We start from the raw sequence: 13,470 nt of genomic DNA, 5'->3' as shown, positions 1-13,470 counted from the left end.
GCCTCGGGCAGCGTCCAGAGGCACAATGACACCCCCTTAAGGGGTGCCATAAGAGTTTAGTCGTTTATGTCATGCCTGAACTTCTTCACCTGGCCATGGGGCAGAGCAAAGACGCGGCGCAGGATCAGCCAGGCAATCAGCGACAAAGTCGCAAAGATCATAAGCAGGATCGGCAGTGACGGTACTATGCCAGGGATTGCCAGCAGAATACCCGTCAGCCCGGCCCCGATGGCGAAACCCAGAAAGATGAACCCAGGTAGGACTATTTCGAGGATGCCCAAAGCCAACGCGCCAGCCAGCCATAGCCACCATGTTAACCAAAAGGGATCAGCCATTATGTACGTCCTTTCAACATGTTGAAGGCGTTTCCGAAAGCTTCAAGCGCATTGGCAGGTACAACGATAGTCTGCGAGCCATTGCCGGTGCCCAGCGTGTTCAATGCCTCAACCTGTTTCAATGCAACCTGGTACTGAGCCGCCTCGATACCGTTTTCCTTAATCGCCTGGGCAACAACACTGGTTGCATAGGCTTCGGCTTCGGCTTGAATGCGGCGCGCTTTGGCCGTTTGTTCTGCCGCATAGAGTTCGGCGTCGGCCTGAAGCTCAACAGAGCGTTTCTTGCCCTCGGCCTCGGTAACCTGCGCGCGGCGTGCGCGTTCGGCATTCAACTGTTGCAGCATCGCGTCACGGGTCGCCTGATCGAGGTTAACGTCCAAAATCTCGGCGCGCGTCACTTCGATCCCCCAGTCATCCACTGCGGTTTCGACGCTTCCTTGAATCTGAGTGATCAGTTGAGCACGGTTCGACTGAACTTCGTCCAGGTCCATCTTGCCGATTTCCGCCCGGACGATACCGGCAACGGTCGTCGCGATAGCACCATCTACATCGCGGATGCGGTAGACTGTCTTTTCCGGCTCTAGGATGCGGTAAAAGACCGAAGTGTCGATTTGGACCAGAACGTTATCTTTGGTGATTGCGTCCTGCGTTGCATTGGGAAGCTGGCGTTCCAGAATGGATATCTTGTGCCGCGCAACATCCAGTAAAGGAACGATAAAGTTGATCCCAGGGCCGAGCACCGAATGCAAACGCCCGAACCGTTCGACCACATACTTTTCCGATTGCGGCACGATTTTAATGCCTTTTAGCGTGATGATGACGATCAATGCCGCCGCGAGCAGGTAAATTAGGTTCGAAGAAAGCAATCCAATGATTTGGTCTTCGGTCATATCCGTCCTCTTTTATTGTGTACGATAGTATACATTTGGGGGTTGAATCGCCCTTTTTCAACTCTGGTATGGAGGGATTGTGCTTGGATTCAAAACGCTGATCCATGGATTTTGGTTAGTTTTTGCTATTGTGACCGCTTTGCATCCCCTCGCGTTTGCGCTATCGGGCTGGGATGAAACTGATTATTGATACAGACCCCGGCATCGACGATGCGATGGCCATTGCATATGCCGCTGCAGCCCCCGAGATTGACTTGATCGGCCTGACGACCGTTTTTGGCAACACCCACGTTCATCAATCCAGCCGCAATGCACGGTTTTTGGTGGATAAACTTGGGTTGGACATTCCCGTGGCCCAAGGCGCGGCCTACCCACAGGGAACAGGGCACCACGCACCGTCCGAACATGTTCACGGTCCCGAAGGTTTTGGGGATATTACCGATATCCCGGAAATCGGGGCGAACCATGATTTGAATGCCACGGAATTCCTGGTGGAAATGGCGCGCCGCCACAAGGGAGAGCTGACGGTTTGTGCAATCGGCCCCTTGACTAATATTGCTGCGGCGATGCGTTTGGACCCTGAGTTTTCGCAGAACATCAAACAGTTGGTGATCATGGGTGGGGCGGTTTTCTGCCCAGGAAACATCACGGAACATGCCGAAGCAAACATCTATCACGATGCCCTTGCCGCAAATGAAGTGTTTGCAGCACCCCCGGCGACCGTTGTGGTTGGTTTGGATGTCACCTTGAAAACGCTGTACAAAAGTGCGGATTTTGACGGTCTGGCCCAACGCTCGCCCGATATGGGGGCTTTCCTGCGTGACATCTCGGTATTTTACCTGAAATTCTACAAGGATATCGGCGGGTTGGAGGGCTGCGGCCTGCATGACTCGACTGCTGTGATCGCCTGCACCCATGGCACGATGTTCGAGATGGTCGAAACCGGGGTTGAGGTAATTGTGGGTGGTACGGAATCCGGCGCTACGCGTCCGGTCTCAACGCGACCGGCTGTGCTGGTATGTCGGGATGTTGACGGGGCAGGGGTTGTTGATCTGTTTACCCGGCAGGTTGCCTCTTTACCCTGACAACTTGCAATGGCTGAACAGATCGGGCAAATCCTGCCCGGTTCAGCGACCCGAGGATGCCCAATGACAGACCGTTTCTCATTTGACCTGAAGGCCACGGACGGCAAGGCCCGCGCCGGAGTGATCCACACACCGCGCGGTGAAGTGCGTACTCCGGCGTTCATGCCCGTAGGCACTGCTGCGACGGTCAAAGCGATGATGCCGGAAAGTGTTCGTGCAACCGGTGCCGATATCTTGTTGGGGAACACCTATCACCTGATGCTGCGCCCTACGGCCGAGCGCATTGACCGTTTGGGTGGGTTGCATAAATTTATGAACTGGGATCGCCCGATCCTGACGGATTCCGGTGGATTTCAGGTCATGTCCCTGGCTGGTCTGCGCAAGCTGACCGAAAAGGGCGTGACCTTCAAATCTCATGTCGATGGGTCCAAGCACGAGCTGACCCCGGAACGCTCGATGGAGATACAGCGCTTGCTGGGTTCAGACATCGTGATGTGTTTTGACGAATGTCCGGCCCTACCCGCAGATCGAGATCGAATTGCTGAATCAATGCGCCTGTCGATGCGATGGGCCGATCGATCGCGACAGGCTTTCGGCGACCGTCCTGGACATGCGTTGTTTGGGATCATGCAAGGCGGGCTGGAACAGGATTTACGCGAAGAAAGCGCCGAGGCGCTGAAAGCGATCGGATTCGAAGGCTACGCGGTTGGCGGTCTGGCCGTGGGCGAAGGTCAGGAGGCTATGTTTGGTTGCCTCGACTACGCTCCTGACTTTCTGCCAGCCGACAGACCGCGCTATTTGATGGGCGTTGGAAAGCCTGACGACATTGTCGGAGCTGTCGCCCGCGGGATCGACATGATGGATTGTGTCTTACCCTCACGGTCCGGTCGCACAGGACAGGTGTTCACTCGTTACGGCGTGGTCAACATAAAGAATGCCCGCCACGCCGATGACCCGCGCCCGCTGGATGAGGCCTGCTCATGCCCGGCTTGTTCGAACTATTCTCGCGCCTATCTACACCATGTGTTCCGCTCGAACGAGATGATCTCGGGCATGCTGCTGACCTGGCATAATCTGCACTATTTTCAGGAAATAATGCAGGGTATGCGCGATGCCATTGCTGCTGGTACATTCGATGCCTGGCAAGCGACCTTCCATGCGCAGCGCGCGCAAGGGGATATTGAACAGATTTAGGTTCAGCGCCTTTTCAGTCAACCTAACAAGACTCTAGATTGAGGGCGCTTTATCTGCGTTTACCGAACAGCCAGCGCTTCTTTTGTGGTTTTGCATCAAGGTCGTAGCCAAACCCTTCGAAAAAGCTACGAACTTCTGGGGTCAACATCCCACGGCCACTTGCATATTGAGGCAGATCGAAGCCACCGCCATAGTTCAGCTCGACAACGACCGGACCAGACTCGGTTATAGCGATGTCGGTCGACTGATATCGAATTGGCTGAAACGTTCTTGCAGCACGGTCATTTATTTCGATCAATTCGTCCCAAAAAGGCAGTTTCAAGCCCATTAAACCGGGGTTGTCAGGATGGTCATCCAGGAATTCTGTTTCCATCTTGGCGCGGCGCGCGACGGTTTCGATAACGCCGGTTTTGATATTGATCGAACAAGCAAGGTTCCCCGGTCTCCAGAAGGCGTCCGCAATATTGGGGCCCTGCGGAAGTTTAATAACGGCAACTGGGCAAAAGACGTCGTTTTCTCTTACCAGCGTAACCATTCGCACCGTTGCAAGGGCTGAAGCGTAGTCTTGGATTGCAGAGTGATTTTTGAGCAAAGGTTGCACGACATATGAATTCTGCCCAACGAACTCGTCTAGGAATGCCTCATAGGTGATCGGCGGTTGGCCTGCACAAGTGATAGTGGATTGATCCGCGTCCTCGATCAAAAAGGCCCCAAAGCTTACCATCCCCTCGACGATCTTTCCAAAAAGCCCACCTTCCAGATGGTTGCAAACGAGATCGCGCAACGCCTCAGGAGTGTTGATTTTCGTAACCCCGGGGTAGTGTCGGTTCGAACGGTCGATGACGCCAACGGTTTCCGGGACAGGTACACCCGCTGTTTCAAGCAAAGTAGAAGCCAGTATCTTGTCTTCTGCGGCACTGTTCCAACCATGATGGTTACACTTGTGGGCGATGGGCCAATGGAGATCATTGGAGATGTATGCCGCGCGTTCGGCGTCGGTAAAGCGGTCTTCGTGATGAAGGCCATTGCGCACATACTCGACCATATTCAAACGGCTGGGAGGCTTTGCCATTTGATTGAAGCTCCGTTGGACTTGTAAAACAGAGCGCCCAGAGCTTTTGGCGGCATGCGCTAAAAGAGTCGCATGATCGGAGTCGCGGGCAGATAAGTACCGTTGATGGTCGGATTCCGCAGCATTGGTATTTTTTGGATTTGTCATCTCTACGACTCACAGTAATCGATCAGAAGTTGGGGTATGCAATCATATTGTTTGCAATGATGGCAGGCTTTGGGCAGTTGCCTGTTAGATAGTGTTGTACTTTTGCTGTTGGTTTCTGAATTTCCAGGCAGGCAATCGCCGAAGAAACCAAGCGGGGTCAAATTGAGAATTTGACAAGACCGATCATGTTATCGTCTTGCGGAGGCGCAACCTTCCGGTCATTGTTAGGTCCACTACAGGTAAGGTTGAAATAGGACGCTTGGCGCACCACCTTTACCTTCCAGACAGGAGACGGCCGGGGGTTGCCTAGATGAGGGACCAGTGCCGTCTTGCCAAAGATAAGGATTGAGCATGCAAGAGCCCCTGAATTCCTCATACCCAGTACTTCCGCTGCGCGACATTGTGGTTTTTCCTCATATGATCGTGCCTTTGTTCGTGGGTCGGGAAAGGTCTGTCCGCGCACTTGAGGAAGTGATGCAAGACGATAAGCAAATTCTGCTGTCTAGCCAGATTGATCCAGGTGATGACGATCCGGAAATCGACGGAATCTATCGCTCGGGCGTGCTGGCAAATGTGCTGCAGCTGCTGAAGCTTCCAGATGGAACCGTGAAAGTTCTGGTCGAGGGGCAAGCGCGCGTACAGATTACAGAATACCTTGATAACGAAGAGTTTTTTGAGGCTCGTGCAGAATATCTGACCGAGATTCCGGGTGATGTGACCACTACACAAGCGTTGCTTCGCACCGTTGCCGACGAGTTCGAGCGCTATGCCAAAGTCCGCAAGAACATTCCCGAAGAAGCACTGACCGCTGTTGGCGAAACCGCCGAACCCGCCAAGTTGGCCGACCTTGTGTCGGGGCATCTTGGTATCGAGGTCGAGCAAAAGCAGGAACTGCTGGAAACACTGTCGGTCAGCGAACGGCTTGAAAAGGTCTACGGCCTGATGCAGGGCGAGATGTCGGTTCTGCAGGTCGAGAAAAAGATCAAGACCCGCGTCAAAACCCAGATGGAGAAGACACAGCGTGAATATTATCTGAATGAGCAGATGAAGGCCATTCAGAAGGAACTTGGCGATGGCGATGACGGCTCGAATGAAGTGGCTGAGCTGGAAGAGAAAATCGCCGAAACCAAACTGTCGAAAGAGGCGCGCGAAAAAGCAGAGGGCGAGCTGAAGAAGCTGCGCAACATGAGCCCGATGTCGGCTGAAGCTACTGTCGTGCGCAATTACCTCGACTGGATTTTGGCTCTGCCTTGGGGCACCAAGTCCCGCGTTAAAAAAGATCTGGGCCGCGCGCAGGAAATTCTGGACGACGATCACTATGGGCTTGAGAAGGTCAAGGAACGGATCGTCGAATATCTGGCTGTTCAGCAGCGGTCGAAGAAGCTGAAGGGCCCGATTATGTGCCTTGTTGGCCCTCCGGGTGTGGGTAAAACCTCGCTTGGTAAGTCGGTTGCACGTGCGACGGGGCGCGAATTCATTCGCATCTCGCTGGGCGGAGTGCGTGACGAGTCCGAGATCCGTGGCCACCGTCGGACCTATATCGGTTCGATGCCTGGTAAGATCATCCAGGCGCTGAAAAAGGCGAAGACCACAAACCCGCTCATCCTGCTCGACGAGATCGACAAGATGGGTCAGGATTTCCGTGGCGATCCGGCCTCGGCCATGCTGGAAGTGTTGGACCCGGAACAGAACAGCACGTTCATGGATCACTACCTTGAGGTTGAATATGACCTATCCAACGTGATGTTCCTGACCACCTCCAACAGCTATAACATGCCCGGGCCTTTGCTCGACCGGATGGAGATCATACCTCTGGCGGGCTATACCGAAGATGAAAAGAGCGAGATCGCCAAGCAGCACCTGATCGGTAAGCAGATCAAGAACCACGGTCTGAAAGCCAAAGAGTTCGAACTATCCGATGAGGCGCTGCAATCGATTATCCGCACCTACACCCGAGAAGCTGGCGTGCGGAACCTTGAACGCGAAATCGCCAAGGTGGCGCGGAAGTCGCTGACTAAGATCATCAAGAAAGAGGCGGAGTCGGTCACGGTGACGCCGGACAATCTGGATGAATTCTTGGGCGTGCCCAAGTTCCGCTATGGTTTGGCTGAACAGCACGATCAGGTTGGGGTTGTAACCGGTCTGGCCTGGACCTCCGTTGGCGGCGATCTGCTGCATATCGAGGCGCTGAAACTGCCCGGTAAGGGGCGGATGAAGACCACGGGTAAGCTGGGCGATGTGATGAAGGAATCCATCGATGCAGCCTCATCTTATGTGCGGTCAATCTCACCTAAGATCGGGGTGAAGCCGCCCAAATTCGACAACCTGGACATCCACGTCCACGTACCGGACGGGGCAACGCCCAAGGATGGTCCTTCGGCCGGTTTGGCAATGGTGACCTCAATCGTATCGGTTCTGACGGGTATCCCGGTGCACAAGGATATTGCCATGACAGGAGAGGTTTCCCTGCGCGGCAATGCGATGCCCATCGGTGGTTTGAAGGAAAAGCTGCTGGCGGCTCTGCGCGGCGGGATCAAGACTGTTCTGATTCCGGAAGAGAATGAGAAAGACCTGGCCGAAATTCCTGACAACGTGAAGGAAGGGCTGAAAATCATCCCGGTCACGCATGTTTCGGAAGTTCTGAAACACGCTCTGGTTCGGGATCCTGAACCTGTCGAATGGGACGAAGCCGCAGAAGAGGCCGCCGCGGCTGCAGCCAAAACGGCTGAGAACACGTCCCCGTCCGCCAGGGCGCACTAAAGGTCAGAATATGGCAATTAGGGGCGGGGTTAGCACCTCGCCCTTTTTCTTTGGTCAGACCAAATAGTCAGCCAATTACTGGCTTTGCATATCGGATCGCAGAGTAGAGAAATGGTGGGTGATAAGAGATTTGAACTCCTGACATCTTCGATGTGAACGAAGCGCTCTACCACTGAGCTAATCACCCGTGAGCAGGGGTCTTATAAGGAGTTCAGCAAAGCCGCAAGAGGTCTTTGCGCCTTTTGGGCCCCGGGGATTACCCCGCAAATGCCCAGTCGAGGTGCCCATAAACGGGCGGCCTTGTGGGGCCGCCCTTTCACTTTTTGATGTCAAAGAATGAAATCGTCCTGGGTCAGATCGTGCAAGCCAGAGATCTTGATAACCATCTCAGGATTTTTGTCGCCGTCAGTATCCACAAGAACAAGTGTGAAGTCGTTCTTGGTGCCTGCGTTGTTTTTCTTGACGTAATAGATTTCGCCTTCGTCCGACGTCTGGGCCGGTGTTGTACCGTTGAAGACAAATGAATCATCGCCGTCAATTACGGTGCTTGCGTCGATCGCACTTAGGTCGATCTTGTCTTCACCCTGAGTGAAATCGGTAATCCGGTCGGCATATTTTGCTTTGCGCGAACTTTCGGTTGTTGACGTGAACACAAACTCATCGGCCCCTTCGCCGCCGGTCATGGTGTCCCTTCCGGCACCACCGATCAAAGTATCGCTGCCTGCGCCACCATTCAGGGTATCTTTGCCAAGGCCCCCGTCCAGGCGGTCAGACCCTCCATTACCCTGCAGGATGTTTCGACCGTCCGTACCTGTAATGTCGTCATTTTGCTCGGACCCATCGACGTTTTCGACACCCGTAATGGTATCGGTTCCGTATCCGGTTGCCTGTGAATTGGTGTCAGACAAATCAACGGTTACGGCGCTTGTGCCGATATAACGCAACCAATCCAGGCCCTCTCCGCCGTCAATAATATCGTCGCCGTCGCTGTCCTCGGCCACAAAGTTGTCCGTGCCCTTGTGGCCGTACAGTTCGTCGTTTCCAAGACCTCCGGTCAGGGTGTCATTGCCGCCACCCCCAAGAACAATGTCATTACCCTCGCCAGCAGAAATAACATCGCTACCGCCAAATCCTTCCAACCGGTTATCAACTTCATTCCCGACGATGATGTCGCCCTTGTTGCCGCCCTGCGCATTCTCAATGACGACCCCATTTGCGATCGTAAATCCACCGGTTACGCCTTTGGCATGGGAAGGAGTGCCACCTGCATCGCTGCCATCAAGATCCGCGTCATTGAGGTTGATCGTGACGCTACGATCAACACCCTTTGCCGAAATTGTATCGATCCCATCTGTATCCCAGATGGATGTCCAGAATGTTCCGGCGCCATTCTTGCCTTTGATTTTATAGACGCTGTCGTCGGTGTTGTGGTCCGTCGTTCCGTAGATCGCCTGCAGCGCAGCTATATCAAGGGCCATGGGCGAGGCCGTGCCGCCAGCCTTATATGTCTTCAGAGGAACAACTTCGGGATAGCCCGAGTTGTAGGACATGATGGTATAAACACCCTGGTTCTGCCCATCTGTCCCGTAGTCGTCGAAGGGCTGCGTAACCCCCGGAAAAATTGTCGAGCTGCCGCCTTCATCATGTGGGTGGGCTAGACCAAGGCCGTGAAGAATCTCGTGAATGATTGTCGCGAAGCCTTCACCGCCTTTGCGTAGCGCCTCTTTGCTAAACAGAGGCGTATCATAGGCAAAGATGCCGAACAGGGCGTCGATGCCAGAATCCTGCAGCAGGGGGTCGTCACCCGGAACTTGATGGACACCAAGAGATCCGGGTCCGCCAAGATCGTTTTGGGTCAGCAAAGCGTAGGTGATGTTAACGTCATTAATCTCGCCTGCTGGTGTCAGAAAGCCGACTTCGTTGAACTCGATCGGAATGATCGTTTCGATAATTGCAAATGCTTTGCGGATTGCTTCCTTCATGTAGGAGGCAAAGCCACGGCGACCTAACGATCCATCATCGAAGGAGTATGTGATTGTGCCCGGAGCACTGACGCCTCCGGCGCTGGTGTCCCAAGACGTGCCCCAAATCAGGCTGTCTACATAAACATGACCGGTAACATTTGCACCCGGAGAAGTTGTGCTGGCAACTGACATCTTAAATTTCTTCCTTGTCTAACACGCCGTTTGTTCCCGGTTTTTCCGGAATACAAAATTAGCGCCGTATATTTTGACCGGTTCTAGAATCGGTAATTCTTCCTTTGGCATCAGAAATTTCCAACGTTTTGGCCCGAGGATCAACCGAGCGTATGAAGTCTCTTTTGGCAGAGGTGTTTGTAATCGTCTTGCAGACCATTTGTGGTTGAAATGAGGCAGAACGCGGCAAGCTTTGAGTAACTCTCTGCCAGCAATTTGATATGACTGTTCGCTTTGGGTTTATGCCAGAATAAGCTTGGGGATGAGCTTGGGGATGAGCTTGGGGATGAGCTTGGGGATGAGCTTGGGGGCTGTCCTAAGATCTGGATCTAGCGGACCCATGCCAGGTGATGTGCTGCTCAAGGTTTCAGAATATTTTTGTCTGGCCAAAGGCAGTGGGTCGTGAATTATCGGCTGGTTTCTGTTTGGCCATTCGTCGTGTGACGAGAAAACATCTCTAACAAAAATTACGTTCTGAGAAAAAACTTCAATTCGCCGCTTGACGATGTCCGGGCGTGGCCATAATACACCCCAACGTTCAGCAACGAACGGGCAGCGGGCGGTTGTAGCTCAGTTGGTTAGAGTACCGGCCTGTCACGCCGGGGGTCGCGGGTTCGAGCCCCGTCAACCGCGCCATCGCTGCCATCCTTGGTCCAGGGTAAAGGCCACGAAATAGATGCGCGGTTGTAGCTCAGCTGGTTAGAGTACCGGCCTGTCACGCCGGGGGTCGCGGGTTCGAGCCCCGTCAACCGCGCCATTTTCCACTAGTTTTCAGAAATCATACCGTTTACCGGGTGACTCTATTGGTTTTGTTGTCAGTAGGTGGCGGCAACATCTCTCTCGTTCACATTTTGTTCTAACTTTTCTGTTGGAGACTCAGTGTGGCTCGCTTATCTCTAGGACACTTATGTGTTGGGGGCCAAACATGGCTGAGCTGAAGAATATCGAGGTGCGCGGCGCGCGCGAACATAACCTCAAAGGCATTGACGTGGATATTCCGCGTGACCAGCTTGTGGTCATCACTGGTCTGTCAGGCTCGGGCAAGTCGTCGCTTGCCTTTGACACGATCTATGCGGAAGGGCAGCGCCGGTATGTCGAAAGCCTGTCGGCCTATGCCCGGCAATTTCTGGATATGATGGAAAAGCCAGATGTGGACCATATCAGTGGTCTATCTCCGGCTATTTCCATCGAACAGAAGACGACCTCAAAGAACCCACGGTCTACCGTGGGAACCGTGACCGAGATTTACGACTATCTGCGTCTGCTGTTTGCCCGCGCTGGTACACCGTTCAGCCCTGCCACGGGCAAGCCGATCGAAGCCCAGCAGGTGCAGGATATGGTCGACCGGATCATGACGATGGAGGAGGGCACGCGCGGGTATCTGCTTGCCCCGATCGTGCGAGACCGGAAGGGCGAGTACAAAAAAGAGTTCCTGGAACTGCGCAAACAGGGCTTTCAGCGCGTCAAGGTTGATGGCGCGTTTCACGAGCTGGACGAGCCGCCGACACTGGACAAGAAATTCCGCCATGACATCGACGTTGTGGTCGACCGGTTGGTCGTGCGCGAGGGTATGGAAACGCGGCTGGCGGACAGCCTGCGCACAGCGCTTGATTTGGCCGATGGCATTGCGATTTTGGAAACCGCACCGCCTGAAGGCGACCCGGAGCGGATCACCTTCAGTGAAAATTTCGCCTGTCCTGTCAGTGGCTTCACCATCCCCGAGATCGAACCGCGCCTATTTTCCTTTAATGCGCCCTTCGGGGCCTGTCAGGCCTGTGACGGGCTGGGGGTCGAGCTGTTCTTTGACGAACGCCTCGTAGTGCCGGATCAGACGCTGAAACTGTATGACGGCGCCTTGGCGCCCTGGCGCAAGGGCAAGTCGCCCTATTTCCTGCAGACTATCGAAGCCATCGCGCGACATTATGAGTTCGACAAGAATACGCCGTGGAAAGATCTGCCCGCCAAGGTGCAGCAGGTGTTTCTGCGCGGATCGGGCGAGGAAGAAATCCAGTTCCGCTATGACGAGGGTGGCCGGGTATATCAGGTAACCCGCAGTTTCGAAGGCGTTATCCCGAATATGGAGCGCCGCTATCGCGAGACTGACAGCGCCTGGATACGCGAAGAATTCGAACGCTACCAAAACAACCGGTCCTGCGGCAGTTGCGAAGGCTATCGACTGCGGGCCGAGGCGCTGGCCGTCAAGATCGCCGGATTGCATGTCGGGCAGGTTGTGCAGATGTCGATCCGCGAGGCGCTGGCGTGGGTTGAGGATGCACCAAACCATCTGAGTGCTCAGAAAAATGAAATCGCGCGGGTGATACTCAAGGAGATTCGTGAGCGGCTTGGGTTCCTAAATAACGTTGGTTTGGAATACCTTACGTTGTCACGTTCAAGTGGAACGCTTTCGGGCGGGGAAAGTCAGCGTATCCGTCTGGCCAGCCAGATCGGTTCGGGTCTGACCGGGGTTTTGTATGTACTGGACGAACCTTCGATCGGGTTGCATCAGCGCGACAATGACCGCTTGCTGGGTACTCTCAAAAACCTGAGGGATCAGGGGAACACGGTCATCGTCGTAGAACATGACGAGGAAGCCATCCGCGAAGCCGACTATGTCTTTGACATCGGACCGGGCGCAGGCGTGCATGGCGGACAGGTCGTCAGCCAGGGTACCCCGTCCGAGATCGCGACCGATGCAGCCTCGATCACCGGCCAATACCTGTCAGGCACACGCGAAATCCCGGTGCCGTCCGAGCGGCGGAAGGGGAACAAAAAGAAAGTGACTGTGGTTAAGGCCACCGGGAACAATCTGAAGAAAGTGACCGCTGATTTTCCTCTGGGCAAGTTCGTCTGTGTGACCGGCGTATCCGGCGGTGGCAAATCGACCCTGACGATTGAAACCCTATTCAAGACAGCCTCCATGCGGCTGAACGGCGCGCGGCAGACACCCGCGCCGTGCGAGACGATCAAGGGGCTCGAGCATCTGGATAAGGTGATCGACATCGACCAGCGGCCCATCGGGCGTACACCACGCTCGAACCCGGCCACGTATACGGGGGCGTTCACGCCGATCCGTGACTGGTTCGCCGGTCTGCCCGAGTCCAAGGCGCGCGGGTACAAGCCTGGCCGGTTCAGCTTTAACGTCAAAGGCGGTCGGTGCGAGGCTTGTCAGGGCGACGGCGTCATCAAGATCGAAATGCACTTTCTGCCCGATGTCTATGTAACCTGCGAAACCTGCAAAGGCGCGCGGTACAATCGGGAAACCCTTGAGATCAAATTCAAAGGCAAGTCCATCGCGGATGTCCTTGATATGACAGTGGAAGATGCACAAGAGTTCTTCAAAGCCGTGCCGTCGATCCGCGATAAGATGGACGCGCTGGCGCGGGTCGGTCTGGGGTATATCAAGGTCGGGCAACAGGCGACGACCCTGTCGGGCGGTGAAGCGCAGCGGGTGAAGCTGTCAAAAGAACTCTCCAAACGCTCAACTGGTCGGACGCTTTACATTCTGGATGAGCCGACGACCGGTCTTCATTTCGAAGACGTCCGCAAGCTGTTGGAAGTGCTGCATGAATTGGTTGATCAGGGTAACACGGTTGTTGTGATCGAACACAATCTGGATGTTGTCAAAACGGCCGACCACATCATTGATATCGGACCCGAAGGCGGTGATGGTGGTGGTGAAATTGTCGCCACGGGAACGCCCGAAGATGTTGTTGTTGTGGAACGCAGCCATACGGGCAGGTATTTGAAACAGTTGCTGAACCCCGAGCGGGTCGCGGCGGAATAACCTCCGTC

8 protein-coding genes and 3 tRNA genes are annotated in these 13,470 nt (G+C 54.6%); 6 read left to right on the top strand and 5 right to left on the bottom strand.

Annotated features, from left to right (window positions below; genetic code table 11):
- Positions 1-56 precede the first annotated feature (56 nt).
- Complete coding sequence (locus tag AC2FJV_RS02995; protein ID WP_142634061.1) at positions 57-335, bottom strand: NfeD family protein; 279 nt, start codon at positions 333-335, stop codon at positions 57-59.
- Positions 335-1,225 carry an SPFH domain-containing protein gene (locus AC2FJV_RS02990; protein WP_496687906.1) on the bottom strand — a complete coding sequence of 297 codons (891 nt, stop codon included), beginning with the start codon at positions 1,223-1,225 and terminating at the stop codon, positions 335-337. The genes AC2FJV_RS02995 and AC2FJV_RS02990 overlap by 1 nt, the downstream gene beginning before the upstream one ends.
- Before the next feature lie 173 nt (positions 1,226-1,398).
- Here AC2FJV_RS02990 and AC2FJV_RS02985 point away from each other — a divergent pair, with 173 nt between their 5' ends.
- Positions 1,399-2,310, top strand: coding sequence for a nucleoside hydrolase (locus AC2FJV_RS02985; protein ID WP_142634057.1), 912 nt, complete (start codon positions 1,399-1,401; stop codon positions 2,308-2,310).
- Between the two features lie 63 nt (positions 2,311-2,373).
- Complete coding sequence (gene tgt, locus AC2FJV_RS02980) at positions 2,374-3,504, top strand: tRNA guanosine(34) transglycosylase Tgt (RefSeq protein WP_142634055.1); 1,131 nt, start codon at positions 2,374-2,376, stop codon at positions 3,502-3,504.
- A 49-nt stretch (positions 3,505-3,553) separates the two neighbouring features.
- Here tgt and AC2FJV_RS02975 read toward each other — a convergent pair whose 3' ends face one another.
- The gene (locus AC2FJV_RS02975) at positions 3,554-4,723 is read right to left on the bottom strand and encodes a sugar-transfer associated ATP-grasp domain-containing protein (RefSeq protein ID WP_281994678.1); all 1,170 of its coding nucleotides are present in this window, start codon (positions 4,721-4,723) and stop codon (positions 3,554-3,556) included.
- A gap of 351 nt (positions 4,724-5,074) precedes the next feature.
- Here AC2FJV_RS02975 and lon point away from each other — a divergent pair, with 351 nt between their 5' ends.
- A complete protein-coding gene (lon, locus tag AC2FJV_RS02970; RefSeq protein ID WP_142634051.1) occupies positions 5,075-7,483 on the top strand; it encodes an endopeptidase La in 2,409 nt (802 codons plus the stop codon).
- 112 nt (positions 7,484-7,595) lie between these two features.
- Here lon and AC2FJV_RS02965 read toward each other — a convergent pair.
- A tRNA-Val gene (locus tag AC2FJV_RS02965) sits at positions 7,596-7,670 on the bottom strand.
- Between the two features lie 142 nt (positions 7,671-7,812).
- Entirely contained in the window at positions 7,813-9,639 is a 1,827-nt protein-coding gene (locus AC2FJV_RS02960; protein WP_496693219.1) for a M10 family metallopeptidase C-terminal domain-containing protein, read from the bottom strand.
- A 598-nt stretch (positions 9,640-10,237) separates the two neighbouring features.
- Here AC2FJV_RS02960 and AC2FJV_RS02955 point away from each other — a divergent pair.
- From AC2FJV_RS02955 to uvrA, 3 genes are all read left to right on the top strand, one after another.
- Positions 10,238-10,314 (top strand) — tRNA-Asp (locus AC2FJV_RS02955).
- A 44-nt stretch (positions 10,315-10,358) separates the two neighbouring features.
- A tRNA-Asp gene (locus AC2FJV_RS02950) sits at positions 10,359-10,435 on the top strand.
- 168 nt (positions 10,436-10,603) lie between these two features.
- Complete coding sequence (gene uvrA, locus AC2FJV_RS02945) at positions 10,604-13,462, top strand: excinuclease ABC subunit UvrA (protein WP_496693218.1); 2,859 nt, start codon at positions 10,604-10,606, stop codon at positions 13,460-13,462.
- The last annotated feature ends 8 nt before the right edge of the window (positions 13,463-13,470 follow it).

Source organism: Ruegeria sp. CDSA241, assembly GCF_059611265.1.
Note: the sequence above shows the minus strand (reverse complement) of the source record. Positions and strands in the feature narration are given on the sequence as shown.